Below are 20,118 nucleotides of genomic sequence, written 5' to 3' on the forward strand. Positions count from 1 at the left end.
TGCTAGATATCATTTTCACTCCAGATCAAGAATCAGAACAACTAAAAACAGAAGCAACTTATAGAGAAGAAACTTTGGACGACACATTAAAGGAAGCTAAAAATCAACTTCATAAGGAACAATTGGAAAAGAATTTAGAGAGATTTAGGAAAGATGGAAGGAAGTGAATCGTTTTATAAAATTTTCTTTTACTTGCATAAAGTCTTGTGTTATACTTTTAGTATAGACTAGAGAAGGAAGTAAATATTTTGGAGTTGACTACCAAGCAGGAAAAGCAACTAGGTCAGACGCAGTGGTTTCATGCGACATTGTTCCGACATTTAGAATCCTTAAAAAAAGGAATCGATGTTCAATTTAATTTAGGGAGTGAGCTAGATTTTGGACCTGGATTCTATATTACGCCTGACTTTGAACAAGCTAGAAAATTTATTAACAAGCAAGTTGAAGTATTAAATCGAAGCACCTCTAATAATAATATTTTTGACTCAGAAGAAGAAGTAGGAATTATAGTAGAATTTCGTATTTCAAATTTTGTAGAAATTTTTAAGAACCCTGACTATCGTTGTCACTATTTTGCAAAACATAAAAAATCAGAGTTAGATTTAGATTTTGCGGAATTTGTCGTTCAAAATCGGGAAAATCCAGATAAATTACAACACCATTTTGATTTTATCTATGGTGTTCAGACTGATGACAATCCAACCCAAGCTTTAGCTCGTTTTCGTCAGAATGAAATTACAAAAGAAGAAATGCTTGCTGAGTTTAGAAAGCCCTATTCTTTTAAACAATTATCCATTCACAACCAATCTTTTTGTGATATAATGAAAATAGAGAAGATTTATCAATCAAAAACAGGAGAGGAGTTACAAAAATGGCAGTAGTATCATTGGAAAATAATATTAAACTATATAGTTCAGAATTATTTCAAGCACTATTAAAAGCCTCTAATTATAAATTGGATGAGCGTATTGCTCAGACTGTTGCAGAAGGTTATGCTCGTAATCTAGATTATTCTGATCCTGAACTGATGCATGTTGGTGTAACTTCGGTTGCTAACAATCTGCTTACAAAAATTAAACGAGAGTATTTTAATGTATAGTATTTTGAAACAAGCGACCTCAAAAGAAGGAAATTACTCTTAGCCAAGTTGATAGCTAGCAGTTCAGTTATCAGGGTTAATAGTAGCGAGTCAGTCCACCTGACTCGCTTTTTCGTTATTTAGTTTTCCGATAAATTGTAATAAATGTTTACCAGAATAGTTCAGTTGTGTTTCGTGACAGTCGGCTTGTGACTCATTTTTGTCAAGTCAGAAATGAAACTCCTGTCGGAATAAGTTAGACTGACAAATTAAGACTAAGTTTTGCAGTATTTCATATGATAGATTAGGCTTAAAAATCTTATTTTACGGAGTTAAAAGAAGTTGCTTCATTGGCACGATTCGAAGAGCAATTGGAATGATTCTCATTTATAAAGTAATTTGAGTAAGCATCCTGTTTTATGTTATCTCTATATGATATAATGAAAGAGAGGTATAAATTATGTCAAATTTAGAAATAAAAAAAATTGATATCAAAGATTTTGGTTGCTATAAAGACTACAAACAGCATAGTCAATCAGGTATCGGTAATGATTTTAATGATGGAAGAATTAATATTTTTTACGGTAGAAACTATTCCGGAAAAAGTACTTATTCGAAAATTTTTCAAAGTATTGAACTTAAGCAACTTCCAGAAAAGTATGAAAAGATAGATTTTGAAGTCAAACTAGCTAATCATAGGATTATTAAGTCAAACGAAATAGGTAGCGAGTTACCAATAGATTGCAAAGTTTTTAATCAGCGATTTATTGACGATAATATTTATCTTCACAACGACAATAAATTAAATAGTTTCCAAATTTCAATAGGTAGTGATACTAATGAAACCTTGAAGAAAATCGAAGATATACGATTAAACGAACTTAAACCTAGAAATGAAAAATTGTCACAGATTGAATTGGATATAACTGAAAAGCAACAAAAGACTAAAATCAGTAAAGATAGTTTAGATTCAAAACTAAGAACAACTGCTTCAAAAATCAAGAATTTAAAGAATCCCTCGGTCGTAGTTGGTAATAAATATGATATACGAGATATAAAGGAGGAGTTTGAAAAATATTCAGCTCATTTTCCTATTTTACCATTACAAGATGATGAGAAGGCTGTAGCTGAGTTAGAAAAGAATGTTGAACAAGCCAAAATACGAATTCTCGAAAAAAACATAAATAAACCACAAAAAATTGATTTAGTTAGTTTTGATAAAAATTTTAATTTCACATTATTTTTAGAAAATACGAAGAAACTTTTATCTAAAGTTGTCTCAGTAAGTAATATTTTAGATGAATATAAAGATAGTCCAGATAAAATAAATTGGATTAAGCATGGTGTTGATATCCATGGAGATAATCCAGAAAAATGTGTATTTTGTGGTAATAGCATTGATAGTGACCTCATTAAAAATCTAAAGTTGGCTTTTTCTAATGAGTTAAGATCTCTGGAAAACGAATTATTGCTGCAAAATAATAGGATAAAATCAGAAATCCAAAAATTAGATGCTATTCCAAATATTAATAAGGAAGATTATTTTAAAGATTCTGTATCTGATATTCAAAATATAAACAAAGAGATTGAAAATAATACTGATAATAGAAAAAGAGTTCTAGAAATACTAGAATCAAAAATTTCAGAAAAACAACGAGACATTTTTTCTAAAATTGAAATTAATGATTTAAATTGGATTGATTTTTCCGAAATTCAAGTTGAGATTAACTCACTATATGATGACACTATTAAACAGATAGAACAATTTGAGGATAGGAAAACTAAAAGTTTAGATTTTCTTCGAAGATATTATATTGTAAAAGAGTTCCCTGTACCTGAGTTCACTAAACTATCTCAAGAAGTTGACCAACTCCAAGAGGATATGGAAAAAATAAATTTGGAGCAGAAAATATTAAACGAAGAAAAAGAAAAATTTGAGAAAGATATTAGTGAACTTGAAGGTAGTTTAAAGTCAGAATCTGAAGCAGTAAAACGTATAAATATGATACTTCAAAATTCTTTAGCACATTCAGAGATGTCCCTAAAATCAGTCGATGATGAGGAAGGTATATATTTCGAAGTTTCTCGAAATGAAGAAAGAGCATATAATCTAAGTGAAGGAGAAAAATCATTAATAACCTTTGCTTATTATATTACAAGATTAGAAAGTTTGTCGACAGAAGAAAAGTCAAAAACAATCTTATTTATTGATGACCCTGTCTCTAGTCTGGATGAAAATAACATTTTTTATATTTACAACCTAATTTTTTGTCTTCTAGAAAAGAAAGAATTTTTACAATACTTCTTGTCCACTCATAATCTAGATTTCTTGAAATATACAAATAGATTTTCTAATAAAAAAGATTATTACTTAATAGAAAAGATAAAAGAAGCTGAAAATATCCCGTCAAAAAGTTATATAAAAAATTTGCCTAATTATTTGTCAAATAAAGTCACGGAATTTGTATTCCTGTTTGAACAAATATATAGGGTAGCGACGGAAGATGAAGACGAAAATAATTTTTCTGTTTTTTATAATTTTCCAAATAACGGCAGAAAGTTTATTGAAACTCTTTTGTACTTTAAATATCCTGACTATAAAACAAACAATGACAATAAAATTATTAATTATTTCGGAGGTGAGAATGCTCCGTTTATACAACGTATAAATAATGAGTACTCTCATGGAGAAGATAGGTTTGATAGAACTCGCAATCCCATTAATACATGCGAGTTTAAGCATGATGCTAGAATAATATTAGGAGTCTTACATCGAAATGATCCAGAACAATTTAAATCATTTCTCAATAATAGTAATTTAACTCACCCAGATTTTCTGGAAGATAGATAAAAATAACGACATTTCATTAAAGAGATGTACTTATTTCTATACTGCTGAGTGTTGTGCTCCCTTTTAGATGGCTTTTTTAGAAGTAAAGTTTAGGCTAGAAAAGCAAGAAACAACGCACCAAAATTGGTGCGTTGTACTTTTTTATGCTATAATTGAATTATAAAAATTAAGGAGTTTGCCATGATTGGAAAGAATATAAAATCCTTACGTAAAACACATGACTTAACACAACCCGAATTTGCACGGATTGTAGGTATTTCACGAAATAGCTTGAGCCGGTATGAAAATGGAACGAGTTCAGTCTCTACGGAACTAATAGACATTATTTGTCAGAAGTTTAATGTATCTTATGTCGATATTGTAGGAGAAGACAAAATGCTCAATCCTGTTGAAGATTATGAATTGACTTTAAAAATTGAAATTGTGAAAGAAAGAGGTGCTAATCTATTATCTCGACTTTATCGTTATCAAGATAGTCAGGGAATTAGCATTGATGATGAATCTAATCCTTGGATTTTAATGAGTGATGATCTATCTGAATTGATTCATACGAATATCTATTTAGTAGAAACTTTTGATGAAATAGAGAGATATAGTGGCTATTTGGATGGAATTGAACGTATGTTAGAGATATCTGAAAAACGGATGGTAGCCTAGTGGAAATCCAAGATTATTCTGATAGTGAATTCAAACATGCTCTAGCACGGAACCTTCGCTCTTTGACCAGAGGAAAAAAGTCCAGTAAGCAACCTATAGTGATTTTACTTGGAGGGCAAAGTGGTACTGGTAAGACTACAATTCATCGTATTAAACAGAAAGAATTTCAAGGAAATATTGTTATCATAGATGGTGATAGTTTTCGTTCTCAGCATCCACGCTATATAGAACTGCAGCAAGAAATTGGCAAAGATAGTGTAGAATACACCAAAGATTTTGCAGGTAAAATGGTAGAGTCTTTAGTAACCGAATTGAGTCATTTGGGATACAATCTTTTGATCGAGGGAACTTTACGAACGATTGACGTTCCAAAGAAAACGGCACAACTCTTGAAAAGTAAGGGATATAAAGTACAATTATCCATAATCGCAACAAAGCCCGAATTGTCCTATCTAAGCACCCTTATCCGATACGAAGAACTGTACGCTATCAATCCAAATCAAGTACGCGCAACTCCAAAAGAACATCATGATTTCATTGTAAATCATCTAGTTTATAATACACGACAATTGGAAGAACTGGCTATCTTTGAAAAAATTCAAATTTATCAACGAAATAGAAGTTGTGTATATGATTCAAAAGAAAATACAACTTCAGCAGCAGATGTTCTTCAAGAGTTACTGTTTGGGGAGTGGAGTCAGGTAGAGAAAGAGATGCTTAAATCTGGAGATGAAAGATTGAAAGATTTAACTAATCGAAATGGTTGTTAGAGTTAGAATTTTTCTGTCTAACTTTTGGGGTACAATTCATTATAAATAAGTTTGTATTATTCAATTAATAATTCACCAAATATCGTTTAACATGATATAATGAAGATAAGTAAAGACGATAATTTAAGGAGGGACACATGCCAACTTTACAGTCACAGTTTATTAAATTTCACGAAACAATTAAGCTAGACGCTGACGATAAAAAGGTATTAATTGACAAACGTAAAGAAGTTGAAGAAGCAATAAACAAAGGTGTTTCAGGATTTGGAAAAAGCTTTTTCAACCAAGGAAGTTACTCAACTTACACGGGTATTTTGCCAATCGATGAAGGAGATTATGATTTAGATAGAGGTTTAAAAATAGATGTTGATAGACAATCGCATTCTCCTAAAGAGGTAAAGAAGTTTATTTTTGATGCATTAGCTTCCGAATTTGGGGAAAATAGTGTCAAAGTAAAAAATCCATGTGTGACAGTATCATTCCCTGAAGATAATGTTCACATTGATATAGCGGTGTATTGTACTGAAAATGATAACTATTTTTTAGCTAGAGGAAAACTTAATAGTACTGACGAAAACATTAAATGGGAGGAAGCTGACCCTGTAGAATTAACTAAAGAAATTAATAATGCTATGGAGAACTCCGAAGACAGAAACCAATTTCGGAGAGTAATTCGTTACTTAAAAAGATGGAAAGATCTCAAATTTAAAAATCAAGATAATAGACCGACAGGTATTGGGATCTCAGTTTTTGCTATTAATAATTTTTCTGTATCCAAAAAAGTAGACTATTTATCCGGGAAAACCACTTATGATGATATTTCAGCTTTAAGAAACTTAATAAATACTATGATTAATTCATTTTCGGATAGATATGATGTTGAAAGAAAATTATTTTATCCGAGATTAGAGATTATATTACCTGTTAAGCCAAATACTGATGTATATGAAAAGGTATCAAATATACAAATGGAAGATTTTAAGAATAAATTAGAAAAATTAAGAACCTCACTAGATGAGGCAATAGAAGCTACTGATTTAAGTGAGTCTACAAAAATATTAAGTAAACAGTTTGGTGACGATTTTCCTATTATTGAGCAAAATGAGACAGCAGAAAACTTTGGTACTAAGGCTATTATCAGTGATTATCCAAGTGCTTAGATACGAGTATGTTAGAAAAAAAAGAAATATTCCAAATGTACTTTGAAAATATACATTCAGAGAGATTTGAGTCTGAAGATAAAGAATGCTACTTTTATCAATATAAAAAATTCACCTTAAAAATTATCGTTTCTAATGACTTTCCCCACTCACTTCCTGAATTTTATCTTTCAAATTATATGGCTTTTAATAAATGGTATAGCCATGTCGGTTCCGAAGGGAAATTGTGTTACATTTCAGAAGATAATTTAATCTGGGACTTTAACAATCCATGTGGATTATTGAAAGATTGCTGTGAAAAAGTAAAGGAATTATTGGATAGTTGGGATACACCAAAAATGATTGAAGATCTCAGACAAGAGTTTCTATCATATTGGCAGATTAGTTGTTTGAATTCAAAAACAAAATATATATCCATTCGAAGTTACTTATCCAGGGTCGGTTCATTTGAAAAACATGAATTAGTTCTATCGAATCAGAATGGCTATCTTTTTAATTATGGTTCACAACTCAAAGAGAGTGTTGCGCCACATTCTAAAAAAAGCAGTGATGTTTATATACTTCCACTTAAAGATTCAACTTCTGTGATTCCTCCTAATCCCCTGAACGAACTAACAGAAGCAACATTTAAGAAAATGATTACAGGAAATCTATCTTCGAGGGTTAGACGTCGCTTCCAAAAGTGGTGTAAAACGAAACGAAAGTCATTCATATTAATTGTATCACTTCCTATATCTGATAATGATTTTGTTTTGTTTGGTGCGAGTTTTGAGTCTAGAACTTCGAAATATCCATTTAAATTTGATAATAAGGTACCACAAAAAAATAAAGGTAGAAAAAAAATTGGTTCTAAGGAGAAGAAATCAAAAAATGGAAGTTTTAAGATTACTCCAGTATATATTACAAGATTCGACAAGGAGTATAGAGTGAGTAGGACATCCCAAGAATATGATTTTCTTAATAAAAAAGTAGTAATTGTTGGACTTGGATCTGTAGGATCGTTTGTTGCAAATAATTTATCTAAAATGGGTATAGCGAAACTTCTTTTAATAGATCCTGATTTTTTAACAGTAGATAACATTTCAAGGCACTATTTAGGTATCGATAGTGTAATAGACAATATTCAAAAAGTAGATGCTTTAGAAGATAGATTGAAAAAAGAAAATCCAGATTTAGAGATTGAATGTGAGGGTATCCGATTTCAAGAAATAGTTCGGAAGAATCCAAATTTATTTCATGAATATGATTTTGTTTTTTCTTGTGTCGGAGATACTAAAACAAATTTTGAAATTAATCATTTTTTTAGAAAGATTGGTAAAACGGTATTGTATTGCTGGTTAGATCCATATGGAGTTGGGTATCATAACCTACTAGTTTCTCCACCAAATAATGGATGCTATATGTGTATGAATTATGAAAACGGATATCTTGTTAATAATAGGGCCTCTTTTGCAGAGGAAAATCAAATATTTGAAAAGCGTTTAGCCAGTTGTTATTCTTCGTTTATTCCTTATAATGTTATTGCACCTAGTTCTTTGGCAAATAAAGCTATAGAAGTATATTTACAGTACTTGGATGGGGAATTTTCTTCTGAAAACAGATTAATATCAGAAATTGGTTCAAATAAACAGTTTGGAAAAGAAGGATTTACATATAGTGTTCGATACTACAATTGTTTAAAGAACAGTGATTTATTAAATGTTGCTTTAAGAACAAATACATCTTGTCCAGAGTGTAACGGAGATTATAAAGTTGATATATGTAAATCTGAATAATAAATCTCGAATTGTAATACCATCTGATATTTTTAATTCATTGCTAAAGTTTAGGCAACTTGGTTTGGAACCTGAAGCAGGTGGTATTTTTGTTGGTAAGAGACTTTTAAATAATTCGATACTTATTATAAATTTTTCAGAACCACAGGATAATGATGTAAGAAGTAGATTTAAATTCTCAAAAACTTCTCAAAACCACCAGAAATTTGCAGATGATTATTTTGATAAAAGTTCAGGTTTTATAAGTTTAATTGGGGAATGGCATACTCATCCCGAAGATATCCCTACTGCATCTTTTGTTGACATTAACTCATGGGAAAAAATTATATCAGATAATGATGACAGATTATTCTTTTTGATAGTTGGAATTCGAGCTGGTAGATTCTACTTTAAGGAATCAAATAAGTGGCAATCCACTCTAATCTATTTTAAGGATGTATAGATACGCATGAATCGAAAAAATAAATTATTTAAGAAATACTTTTTTTGGTCTCAAAAATTTTATTTACCATTAGTATTAATTTTTATATTTCCAATTCTGATTTGCTGTTTGATTGGGAAAAGTTTGACCCTAGTTGAAGTTGAAAAAATATCAAATACCAATTTTTTTACAAGAGCTATTTTTGAAATAATTCCTGATAATTCTAACGCTACTTATATAGTTCTTTATGTATTAATCTCTACTTCATTATTGATGATTTTTAGAAAAAAAAACGCGGAACGAACATTTAATGATGGTCATTCTGTATATCTTCACAACTGTTATAAAAGACTGTGGATTGCAGCAAATTTATTAGGTTATCGAAAGTTACAACTTATAGGTGTCTCAATACCAATGCAGTTTGAACTTATTAATAATGGAGTTTTTTCAGAGTTTATCTCTGAATCATCAGTTGTTCAATATGATGAATTTAAAGGAGAAATTATTGTTGAGTATCTAATTGAAAACAAAAAGAATAAAGTTGTAAATTTATTAGTATGTGATACATATGATATTCCTATAGAAAAATTAGCACCTGACTATTTGGAAAATACAACAGTAAAAATTTCATCGCAAAGAAATTATAGTGGTAACAGATATAACAATCCTCTATTAGTTAGTACAGTTCGAGAAGAGGTACAGAAAATAGTTAACACCTATAATGAGGTTAATCTATTCATGACAACAAATCCATTAAATACACAAGGAATTGTAGGAAAAGCATTTTTAACATTAGATAGATCAGGTTTTGATAAAGTCTCAGTTATACAGATGGATGATACAAAAATTTACAAAGCTCCATTTGTAATATACGAAAATTAATAGGAAATCAATGGTTGAGAATTGTAAAACTATTCTTAGTGTTTTATTGCAATTATTTTTTTGATGTTGTGATACCTTTTCCAAATCATCCTTGTTATCCTAATACCATTCCTAAGAAAATCGATCCTTGATTTTTCTCTGGGGGTTTGGGGGCGAAGCCACAAAGTTATCTTATCGTTGGCTGTCAAAACTGAGAATGTTTTGATCGGCTGGCGATATGATTTTTGGGATATTGTGGACACAATATCTGAGCTCGCAAAGACCGAACAAGAAGTAAGTGAGGTCTATAGGAAGCGTACTGACAATGTGAGGTAGACTTACACTGTCAGACAAGTAGAATGTTGAAGGGATATCAGAATGGGACAAGAAATTAAGTCAATCCGAAAGCAATTTAGAATTACGAGACAAGAAGAAAAACAGATAAAAGAAATGATGAGGGAACAAAAAGTGGATAGTTTCTCAGAATTTCTTCGTCAAAATTTATTGAAAAAGAATTATCAGGATAGAATTTTTGAAAGTTGGTTCTCCCTTTGGCAGTCTCAAAAGTTTGAACAGATTAGTCGAGATGTGTATGAAGTTCTGGTTGTCGCAAGAGAAAATCATCAAGTGACTCAAGAGCACGTCTCAATCTTATTGACTTGCGTTCAAGAATTGATTGCAGAAGTGAATCAAGTGCAGCCACTCAGTCGTGAGTTCCGTGAAAAATATATGGGTTAGGAGGATGTAATGGTTTATCGCTATCGTACCAATCTCAAAAAAGTATTTCTAACTGATCCAGAATTACACCAATTGAATGAACGGATTGCTAAGAGCAATTGTCAAAATTTCTCAGTCTATGCCAGAAAAGTTTTACTTAATCCCAATATGTCATTTGTCACGATTAACACTGATACTTATGACCAGTTAGTTTTTGAATTGAGACGGATTGGAAATAACATCAATCAAATTGCGCGTGCGATTAATCAAAGTCATCTGATTTCTCAGGACCAATTACAAGAATTGAGTAAAGGAGTCGGAGAGTTAATTAAGGAAGTGGACAAAGAATTTCAAGTGGAGGTGAAAAGACTGAAGGAGTTTTATGGTAGTCACTAAACACTTTGCGACGCACGGAAAAAAATATCGTAGGCGTTTAATTAAGTATATTCTCAACCCTGATAAAACGGACAATTTGAAATTGGTATCTGATTTTGGCATGAGCAATTACTTGGACTTCCCTAGTCATGCAGAAATGGTAGAGATGTACAATGTCAACTTCACCAATAATGACAAGTTGTACGAATCCAGAAACGACCGACAAGAAAAATACCAACAAACTATTCATGCTCATCACCTCATTCAATCATTTTCTCCTGAAGATAATCTGACACCTGAAGAAATTAACCGCATTGGTTATGAGACCATGATGGAATTGACAGGAGGTCGTTTTAAGTTTATCGTAGCAACTCACACAGACAAAAATCATGTTCATAATCACATCCTAATCAACGCTATTGACCGCAATTCAGATAAAAAGTTGATGTGGAATTATGCTTTGGAGCGAAACCTACGTATGATTTCAGACCGTATTTCTAAAGTGGCTGGGGCGAAAATTATTGAGAAGAGTTTTTCTTACCGTGACTATCAAAAATATAGGCAGTCTAGTCATAAATTTGAATTAAAGCAACGTCTTTATTTTTTGATGCAGCAATCTAAATCGTTTGATGATTTTTTAGAGAAAGCAAAGCAGTTGCATGTTCAGATTGATTTTAGTCAAAAGCATAGCCGTTTTTTGATGACAGATAGAACGATGATAAAACCAATTCGAGGACGCCAACTCAGCAAACGAGATCTATATGATGAAGAATTTTTTAGAATGCATTTTGCTAAGCAAGAGATTGAAAGTCGTTTAGAATTTTTGTTGAATCGTGTCAATTCTTTAGAAGATTTAATAACAAAAGCCAAAGAATTGAATCTAACCATTGACTTAAAACAAAAAAATGTAACTTTTATCCTGGAAGAAGAGAATCAAACAAAATATAAAATCTTTATACGTGAGACAACCTCATACTTTGTCTATAACAAATAACATTCGGATAAGAATCAGTATGTCAAAGGACGAACATTGATAAGACAGCTAACCAACGATAGTCGAGTAATACCATACAGAAGACCTACAGTTAAGAGTCTACAGGAAAAGATTACTGAGATTAACCTCTTCATTGAATTAACTGAAGCAGATAAGAAATACCAAGACATTAAAGATGAGTTAGTAAAAGAAATAGCAGAGATAGATATAAAACTAAATCAAATTAATGAAAAAATCGCCAACTTAAATAAGATGGCGGAAGTGCTTATCAATTTGAAGAGTGAAGATGTGAGCAGTCGAAAGCTTGCAAGATATGACTTTTTAAAATTAAATTTGCCAGAATCAATTACAGTAGAACAAGTAAGCGAAGAAATAAGAGCGTTTCAAGAGGAGCTAAATCATTATCTTTATGAGTATGAGAACTTAATAAAAAATTTAGAAATGTTTGTAAAAGTACTGAATGATAAGGATTTTGATAAAAAATTTAGTATAGAAATACTATTGGAATAACAAGAACTAATCCTATGGTGGTTAAAGATTAACTATCTTTATGCTATTGATTAATATATTTGTCATAGTGCTCTTGGTACTGTGCTTTTATATTATGTTCTCCTAGAATTTCAAATACCTGAAGTGCTTGTTTCATCTTTTCGATTCCGTTCGCAGGATTGCACTTAAATTCAAAGTATCCACATGTATATAAGAAGACGGTTTGTTCATAATAGTTTAATTCATTATTTAGTAATTTTTTTATTTCTTTGATTAGAAAACTACAATTTTGAAATTCTTCTTTATCAATACTAACAATTAGGCAATTGATTGCCAATTGTGTAACAAGCCGTTTATTTGTCTTATTTAATGTTGAATAGATATAATTTTTTAACATTTCTATAGTTAATAGGAAAAAGGAGTTATAATTAATTGTTCTTACACAGTTACCTAATAAGATAATTTCATAGTAACCCCAGTTTTCAACTTTAAAAAGATAATCTGTAAGCTGTAATAACTCCTCGTCCGAGGGGAGAAAATTTTTATTTGTTGTATAGAGAATCGATTTTACCATTGTCTTTTCATAAGGACCCAAGTTATAACTTGAAGAGTTTGATAGTAATTCAATAATACTATCAAAATTTTTTGTGGAGTAGTGTTTTCGAATATATTGCACCAAGTTAGCAAATGATCCAGTTCTAGTAGAATTATTGTCATGAAGAATAATAAATTCATCCAAAGTTATATGTAATTTATCTAAAATATTGATTAGTCGAATACAAGAGATTTCTGATTCTCCCCGTTCAAATCTAGAGATTTGAGATTTAGATAAATTACTATCAGCAATTGAACTTAAACTTATTTTCTTCCCTTTTCGAATTTTTCTGAGTGTTATACCAAGTTTTGATTTCATTTTTCCCATATTCCCAACAAAATTACAAGGATTTTTTATTTATTATACAATAAATAAAAAAATAAAGGGAGGTTCAGTATGAAAAAACTTTTAAAATTTACATCAATATTGTTATTGATTATGGATATTATCATTATAGTCGGAGGTTGATTCTTACTAATCTTATACGTAATTCTTAGAGGATATCTATTATGCAAGAAGTTATTATCACAAATAATAAAAGCTGGTTATTTAGTTCGTCTAAGAGACATAGAAGACACCTAAAAAGGGTTGTTACTTATTGCAAAGTTAGTTCCGATAGTTAGAATTAGAAAAACAGTTACGAATCTCAAGTAAGACACTACAAAGAATATATTTCTAAGCGTTCAGATTGGTAACTTGCAGATATTTATCATATAAAGGTATATTAGGAACAAAAGTAGGAAAAAGACAAGCTTTTAACGACTAATAAATAAAATGAAAACTGTTATATTTCACTGATTGCTGTCATATAAAACATATTTTTATGAGTGATGTATTTACTTTCATTGTATAATCACAATAGAAATACTATTTTAGTTTTACTAAAATCTAGAATATTTGAAAACTAATTGGCTTACTTATATATGAAAACATCCCTAATCTGCAACAAGGAGAGGAAGCAATGAAAAATTTAGGACAAATCTTAAAAAAAATTCGAGAAGCTAAGGGCCTCTCTCTTTATAATATTGCTAATGATGAGATTTCTACCTCTCAGTTATCTAGATTTGAAAATGGATATACAGATATTACTCTTAGTAAATTACTTTCAGTTTTAAAGACACTGGACGTATCTTTAGAAGAGTTTATGTATTTAGGGCGTGGTTTTCATAAGATGAGTAATTTCGAGGTAATTGATAAGATAAATAATTATTTTTATAAGAACAACAGCCCAGCCTTGAGAAGACTCCTAATTAATTGTATAGAAAAGGAAGAGGAGAAACTAAGTAAGAAATTAACAATAATTTTGATTAAGTTAAAGCTCCAAGAAATTGAGAAAGATAATATTGTGACTTCTGAAGAAATTGATTTTATATCAGACTATTTATTCAGCATAGATATCTGGGGTGAATATGAATTAGAGCTATTTTCCTCCACAATGGAAATTTTTTGCCAATCAAGTATTATGATATTAACGAAGGAAATGGTGAGGAGAACTGATTTTTATAAACATTTACCGACCCATAGAAGATTAATTACCAGCATGTTATTTAATGCTTTTAGCCTCAGCGTAGAAAGAAATAATATAGTTGATGCATCTTATTATAGAGAACAATTAGTCCAGTTATTTTTTGATGAAACAGAATTATATGAAAGATTAGTTTTTCACCTCATAGATAGTTGTTACAATTTTAAGATGACAAATGAATTGAGTAATATTTTAGAGATGAGAAAGTGTATTGGCTTTCTGAAAACTTTGGAAAGCATGAGTTTAGTAGATAGATGGGAAAAATATATTGAGAGAGTACTTAATAGTAACTAATTGCAAATTAGGGATAAAAACTATTAGACCAACTGCTAGTGATATAATAACATTAGGCAGTAGGTCTAATAGTTTTTATAATCAAGGAGGATTAATCATGAAGAAATTATTGAAGTTCTGGGAAGATGTTGTTTTAGTATAGAAATAAGTCTTGAAAAACTGGATTTGAAGAATTATTTTGATTAAACAATTTTTAGTTAGGGTTCTGTTAAGGAATTATAGTATTTAGAGTTACAAGTTTGAATATCGAAAAAGATATTCACTAGAACTGGGGTGGTTGTAATGAGTGTATTAGAGTTTATAAAACCTAGAAAAGATTCCGTATATGCTCCATTGAATAGTATTAGGGTAAAGCTGACAGATAACTGTAATTGGAACTGCTGGTGGTGTCATAATGAAGGAACAGGTAGTAGGGAACAAAGATTAATAAAAAATATTGATTTTTTCAATGATAAATTTTTTAATGATTTTATTGATCTAACAGATTCCTTAAATATTACTGAGGTACATTTGACAGGTGGTGAGCCTAGTTTACATCCAGATATTGACTTAATTATTAAAAAATTGAAAGAATATAATTTTGTTGTTAAGATGACCTCAATTGGAGGTAAAAAGGAGGTTTTTGATAAGATAATATCTTCGGGAATAGATGGAATTAATTTTAGTTTACATGCGGTAGATACGGTTGAAATGTACAACACTCAAGTTAATCATTCTAATAGATGGGTAGAGCAAAATCATCGGAAGTTAAAAGAACTAATAGAATATGTAAGTAGAAAAGGAGTTCCTGTAAAGATAAATACTGTTGTAGCCAGCTCTGAAGATTTCTGTAGAGCTTATGAAGTGATGAAGTGGGCTAGTAGCCGCAACATTGCCATAAGAATCTTAAACGAAGTTGAAAGCAATGAAAAATCTATTAGTGCGATTAGAAATTTTTTTGATTCGTTAAATGGTATTGAAATAAGTAGGAAATATATCAAAGGAAGTTCATCTGGAACTATTTTTTATAATGTTCCTAATATTGGTGAAGTGGGATTTAAAATACTGATTCCAAACTACTTGCACGATATGTGTAAATGTTGTAGAATTAGGGAAAAGGGCAGATGTGGTGAATATTTTTATGGAATACGATTAGAAAATTTGCTTGGTAATTACAATATTAGGCTTTGTGTCCATAAAACATCTACAGAAACTTACTATAGACTGAGTGAATTTAAAGAGACTTCAGCCTTTGAAGAATTGAGAGGTAAAATTAATGAATGAATTAGAAGTTAGATTTGAACTTAACGATGAGAGGGATTATAATAATGCTATTTCATATTTAGAAAAATCTTATAAATTTAAGTGTGAAAATAAGCAAGTTGATGAATATTTTAAAACAAAAGGAAGAGAATTTGAAAATGATGAGGTAGGTAGCTTTATTTACAGAATTCGTCAAGAAGCTGATGATAAGGCATGTGTTTTCACAAGAAAAGATACGATAAAACAAGGAATGTGGAGTGAAAGTGAAATAGAGTTGGAATCTGAAAAACTAGAATTTGTAAGGAATATCTTGCAAGATGGTTTTTCAAATATTTTCACAATAAGTAAATATAGAAAGACTTATCATGACGTATTAGAAAATAAAACGATTAATCTAGATAAGATTGATGGTCTTGGATTTTATCTTGAAATAGAGATTTTAGGAGATTTTTCAAAAGAAGATTATAATAATTTTTATGAGAAAATGTGCGGAGAGTTCTCGTTTTTAAATTCAAAAATAGAAACAAAGGGCTATGTCCAATTAATGAGAGAAAAAAATGGACGTAATTGAAATTATCAAACAGTTTTATTTTTATGGTCAAGAAAATGGATTTCGAAAACTACAAGAAGGTAAAGTTGTTAGACCTAGAGGGTCAGAGACTATCTTTAATATGTCTGCTATTTCAGAGCATATTAGTTTGTTTGATATGCTATCTGAAACTGGCTGCGTGGAAAAATATGTAACAAAACAGCTATCATATTTTTCAAATAAATTAGATGGCGTCGGTATTAATAGATTGACTAATCCGATGGAGGTTGGCTTATCATTTCTAGTTAAGAATTGCAAAGAACCGGAAGAGATGATTTATCATGCTTTAGCTTTTTTGCAAAGCATTGGTTTATTTACACACCGTATATATGTACGATGTGATAAAGAATTAGAGTTTCGCAGATGGTACATAAAAACAGGAATACCATCTGAAAATATATATGAATGGAAAAATATTGAGAAATTTCATATAGGAAAACAGAGACCTACAGGTAATTACTCTTACTTATATTACAAGTATCTTAATGGTGTAGTTCCGTTCGGAACAATTGCAACTATATATAGAGATGGAAACTACCATTTTGATGTAGTTTTTTATGCAGAACGTTTAGCAATGATTCTAGAAGAAAAAGAATCAATCTGGGGAATTTCCGAAATTAATTTTTTGTTGCCAGTTGTATCATCATTGCCTATTGATTTTTTAAATGTTAATAGATTCGTTTTACTTTTTAGAGTTTTGGTTTTATTAATTCATGGTGGGATAGGAGAAATTTCAAATAAAAAACAGGGGTATTTTTTAAAAAAAATTATACGTGAATTAGCTTTTTTATTAGATTCAAAAACTATCTCCAATTTATCAAAGAAAAAATTAGTTGACTTATCTTCTAATCTTGTTCACAGTTTAGGTTATACTGATTTGACCATTCAGCAGAAGAGACAACTTGAGGAAAGTATAGAAAAAATAAATTATTTCTCTATTGATATAGCAAAGAGATTGAATAAAGTTGAAAACATGCTTAGGAATCAAGAGGTTAATTCAATTGATTTCAGAAAACTAAAAGGAGAATACGGAATATTTCCTGAATGGATAGTAGCAAAATATTCTGATATTCTCAAGGATAGAGGTATTCATATAGAAATAAAAAAACGGAATTCTATTCGAAGTTTAGCCTTAGGAAACGATAATAGACTAGTAGATATTGATGAACTATTAGGAGAAAAAAATGTCTAAAATACTTGTTATTGGTGGTTTCTCTGAAATACACAGAGCACTTAAAAAAAATAATTGTAAGTTAACATTGGTTTGTGAATCTTCGAAGATAAAACCATATTTTAAAGATCTTTATGATGAAGTTCTTGCCTTTAACAGTTTTAAAAATGAAGTTCAAATTATTGAAACAGTAAGTAAGGCTGTTGAATATTTAGGAGACTATCAATCGATAATTTGTATGTTTGAAAATTTACAAGCATTAGCATACAAAATAGCTGAAAAAACAAAGATACCTTTTAATATCAATGAAACTCAAATGATGGTTATAAATAATAAGTATGCATTGAGAACTTACTTGAAAAATTCATTCTTTGATAACGTTAACTGTGAAATGATTGAGAATAGAGATGATGTGATAAGATTTGTCAACAAAAATGGCACATCAATCTTAAAACCGATAGATGGTACTGGAAGTCGAGCAATCTATAAAGTTGATTCATCAAACGTGAAGGAAATAGTGAATCAAGTAGAGATTTCAGATGAAACGTTTATAATTGAAAAATTTATTGAAGGTGAAGAATTTAGTATAGAGGCTATAAGCGTAAATAGTCAGCATCATATTTATGGTATAACAAAAAAATTAAAAAATCTCGAAACATTTGTTGAGATTGGCCATATTGTACCTGCTAATATTTCGACTGATTTAGAAGATATAATTAACAACTATATGGGAAAACTATTATCAATTTTGAAGGTTACAAATGGTCCAACTCATACAGAGATAATTATCACAAACAATCAAGAGATTCATGTTGTCGAAACTCACTTTAGATTAGGTGGAGGTATGATTTCGGAATTATATAGAAATATTAGTATAAACCATAATCCTATAGAGATAGCAGCCCTATCATCTGCCCAACTTTTAAATGATTTTGATAATTTTGTCTTTTCTTCTAAATTTGTAGCTATTTATTTTGAGGAATTTGAAGGTGAAGTAATTAAAACAGTTACTTTAGATGATCACTATATTGAAAATCATAAGGATATTATTGCTACTGAATTATATGTTAAAGCGGGGGATAAGAGGAGAGAAATAGGTAGCTCAAATAGGATTGGTCATGTGATAAAAACTTCAAACGATTACAATGAGTTAATCTCAGGTAGAGAAAAGACATTGAATTCCTGTATTGAAGTACTGTATGAATAGTCAATTTTGGAGGTGAAATATGTCTGTAGTGATTATTGATCGTGAAGGTAAGTCTAAACATAATTATTTAAAATGGTTAAATGATTTTGACCAAGAGGTATATATCTTGGGCTATCTCGAAACGATAAATAGTTTTTCTTATGATAAGGCTATAGGTTTTCCTGAATTTGAGACCAACGGAAATGTTGAGCAATTTATTTATGAATTAAATAAAATCGATCCTGTTACAAAAATTTTAGCTTTTGAAGAAGGTAGTATTATTCGAGCTGCTTGTATACGAAAAAATTTGGGAATAAAAGGTCAAACACTTGAAGAAGCACTATTGTTTAGAGATAAATATCTAATGCGGAAAAAACTTTCTAAAGAAGGTTTTAAAATTCCTAAATTTAGAAAAGTAGATCACTTTATGGATGTTGTGTCTTTCTGTGAACAATTTGGGTATCCTGTGATTTTGAAACCAAGAAAAAAATGGGCTTCAAAAGGTGTTATCAAAATTGAGAATAAAGATTCGTTGTCAGATGTTCTTTATAATATTTCGCTAGATGATTACTTGGTTGAAGAGTATGTGAGTGGACAGCTATATCATGTTGACGGATTTTTTAACGGTCAATCGATAGAGTTTTCTTGTTGTAGTATGTATGTCAAAAATTGTTTAGAAGCATTTGAAGAGGGATTTGGTCTTGGTTCAATAATGCTTGATATTGACTCGAATGAAGACAAGTTATTAAAAAATTATACTGCAGAGATTTTTAAAAAATTTGAAGTTGATTATAATACGATTTTTCATGCAGAAATATTTATTGATAAATCTGGTAATCCAATACTCTGTGAGATTGGAAGTAGGCTTGTAGGGGGTGAATATACAAAAAATATTATTAAATCATTCTCAATTAATTTGGATGAATATTTGGTAAAAAGAGAGTTAGGCATTCCTTATAATATAGGCAACACTTCAAGTGTTAGGCTTTCTGGGAAAGTATGGATACCAGCACAAAAGGGATATGTGAAGTCTATTCCAATATTGGATTTGGATGGGATTATAGAGATACAAATTAAACAATATGAAAATGTTCGCTTTGCTGGATTACAGAAACAGATGGATTACTTATTAACTGTTAGCTTTTTTGGGAAGAATTTGGATGAACTTCTTCAAAAAGCAATGGATATAAAGAATTTTTATAGCAAGTCAATTGATTGGTCGGAAACTATTACTGATACATGGTTTACTACTTAGTAGTTAGAGTCTAATTTTTTATCTGCATAAGATTAAGAATATTACATTTTTAATAGATACGAGAGAATTTAGTTCAATTACTTGGTGAAGTTAGTTGGTAATACAGATATTTC

18 protein-coding genes and 1 pseudogene are annotated in these 20,118 nt (G+C 30.2%); 18 read left to right on the plus strand and 1 reads right to left on the minus strand.

Translation table 11 applies throughout. The features are described from left to right. Positions 1-248 precede the first annotated feature (248 nt). The 12 genes and pseudogenes from GEZ84_RS05935 to GEZ84_RS05990 all read left to right on the plus strand — a co-directional run bounded on the left by GEZ84_RS05935 (position 249) and on the right by GEZ84_RS05990 (position 12,169). Positions 249-881: a DUF3990 domain-containing protein gene (locus GEZ84_RS05935; protein WP_153223865.1), complete on the plus strand. Its 633-nt coding sequence runs from the start codon at positions 249-251 to the stop codon at positions 879-881. Further along, positions 872-1,099 (plus strand): hypothetical protein, encoded by a 228-nt coding sequence (locus GEZ84_RS05940; RefSeq protein WP_049544680.1) that lies wholly within the window; start codon positions 872-874, stop codon positions 1,097-1,099. The genes GEZ84_RS05935 and GEZ84_RS05940 overlap by 10 nt, the downstream gene beginning before the upstream one ends. Before the next feature lie 439 nt (positions 1,100-1,538). Then, positions 1,539-3,929, plus strand: a complete 2,391-nt coding sequence (locus GEZ84_RS05945) for an AAA family ATPase (protein ID WP_049544681.1) — start codon at positions 1,539-1,541, stop codon at positions 3,927-3,929. Positions 3,930-4,109: 180 nt separating this feature from the next. Further along, on the plus strand, positions 4,110-4,586 hold the full coding sequence (pezA, locus tag GEZ84_RS05950; RefSeq protein ID WP_049544682.1) for a type II toxin-antitoxin system antitoxin PezA: 477 nt from the start codon (positions 4,110-4,112) through the stop codon (positions 4,584-4,586). Further along, positions 4,586-5,356 (plus strand): type II toxin-antitoxin system toxin PezT, encoded by a 771-nt coding sequence (gene pezT, locus GEZ84_RS05955; RefSeq protein ID WP_049544683.1) that lies wholly within the window; start codon positions 4,586-4,588, stop codon positions 5,354-5,356. Before pezA ends, pezT begins: the two co-directional genes overlap by 1 nt. A gap of 137 nt (positions 5,357-5,493) precedes the next feature. Beyond that, positions 5,494-6,516, plus strand: a complete 1,023-nt coding sequence (locus GEZ84_RS05960) for a nucleotidyltransferase (protein WP_044727581.1) — start codon at positions 5,494-5,496, stop codon at positions 6,514-6,516. 8 nt (positions 6,517-6,524) lie between these two features. After that, a complete protein-coding gene (locus tag GEZ84_RS05965; RefSeq protein ID WP_153223866.1) occupies positions 6,525-8,291 on the plus strand; it encodes a ThiF family adenylyltransferase in 1,767 nt (588 codons plus the stop codon). Further along, positions 8,269-8,733 (plus strand): Mov34/MPN/PAD-1 family protein, encoded by a 465-nt coding sequence (locus GEZ84_RS05970; RefSeq protein ID WP_049544688.1) that lies wholly within the window; start codon positions 8,269-8,271, stop codon positions 8,731-8,733. The genes GEZ84_RS05965 and GEZ84_RS05970 overlap by 23 nt, the downstream gene beginning before the upstream one ends. Positions 8,734-8,739: 6 nt before the next feature. Further along, entirely contained in the window at positions 8,740-9,594 is an 855-nt protein-coding gene (locus GEZ84_RS05975) for a hypothetical protein (RefSeq protein WP_044727578.1), read from the plus strand. A 357-nt stretch (positions 9,595-9,951) separates the two neighbouring features. Next, on the plus strand, positions 9,952-10,311 hold the full coding sequence (locus tag GEZ84_RS05980) for an SAG1252 family conjugative relaxosome accessory protein (RefSeq protein ID WP_048787830.1): 360 nt from the start codon (positions 9,952-9,954) through the stop codon (positions 10,309-10,311). A 9-nt stretch (positions 10,312-10,320) separates the two neighbouring features. After that, positions 10,321-10,686, plus strand: coding sequence for a plasmid mobilization relaxosome protein MobC (gene mobC / locus GEZ84_RS05985; protein ID WP_153223867.1), 366 nt, complete (start codon positions 10,321-10,323; stop codon positions 10,684-10,686). After that, positions 10,673-12,169, plus strand: a pseudogene (locus GEZ84_RS05990) (SAG1250 family conjugative relaxase). The gene mobC and the pseudogene GEZ84_RS05990 overlap by 14 nt, the downstream one beginning before the upstream one ends. A 43-nt stretch (positions 12,170-12,212) precedes the next feature. On the opposite strand, the gene GEZ84_RS06000 reads toward GEZ84_RS05990, so the two are convergent. Next, a complete protein-coding gene (locus GEZ84_RS06000) occupies positions 12,213-13,061 on the minus strand; it encodes a helix-turn-helix domain-containing protein (protein WP_153223870.1) in 849 nt (282 codons plus the stop codon). A 643-nt stretch (positions 13,062-13,704) separates the two neighbouring features. Here GEZ84_RS06000 and GEZ84_RS06005 point away from each other — a divergent pair. From GEZ84_RS06005 to GEZ84_RS06030, 6 genes are all read left to right on the plus strand, one after another. Next, positions 13,705-14,562 (plus strand): helix-turn-helix domain-containing protein, encoded by an 858-nt coding sequence (locus GEZ84_RS06005; RefSeq protein ID WP_049548671.1) that lies wholly within the window; start codon positions 13,705-13,707, stop codon positions 14,560-14,562. Between the two features lie 282 nt (positions 14,563-14,844). Then, the gene (locus GEZ84_RS06010; protein WP_153223871.1) at positions 14,845-15,825 is read left to right on the plus strand and encodes a radical SAM protein; all 981 of its coding nucleotides are present in this window, start codon (positions 14,845-14,847) and stop codon (positions 15,823-15,825) included. Further along, positions 15,818-16,375: a CYTH domain-containing protein gene (locus GEZ84_RS06015; RefSeq protein WP_001003836.1), complete on the plus strand. Its 558-nt coding sequence runs from the start codon at positions 15,818-15,820 to the stop codon at positions 16,373-16,375. Before GEZ84_RS06010 ends, GEZ84_RS06015 begins: the two co-directional genes overlap by 8 nt. Next, entirely contained in the window at positions 16,362-17,585 is a 1,224-nt protein-coding gene (locus GEZ84_RS10860) for a hypothetical protein (RefSeq protein WP_228113021.1), read from the plus strand. Before GEZ84_RS06015 ends, GEZ84_RS10860 begins: the two co-directional genes overlap by 14 nt. After that, entirely contained in the window at positions 17,578-18,771 is a 1,194-nt protein-coding gene (locus GEZ84_RS06025) for an ATP-grasp domain-containing protein (protein ID WP_075228606.1), read from the plus strand. Before GEZ84_RS10860 ends, GEZ84_RS06025 begins: the two co-directional genes overlap by 8 nt. Positions 18,772-18,790: 19 nt before the next feature. Further along, positions 18,791-20,005 carry an ATP-grasp domain-containing protein gene (locus GEZ84_RS06030; protein WP_075228605.1) on the plus strand — a complete coding sequence of 405 codons (1,215 nt, stop codon included), beginning with the start codon at positions 18,791-18,793 and terminating at the stop codon, positions 20,003-20,005. The last annotated feature ends 113 nt before the right edge of the window (positions 20,006-20,118 follow it).

It is taken from the genome of Streptococcus mitis, assembly GCF_009496155.1.
Lineage (GTDB): Bacteria > Bacillota > Bacilli > Lactobacillales > Streptococcaceae > Streptococcus > Streptococcus mitis_BQ.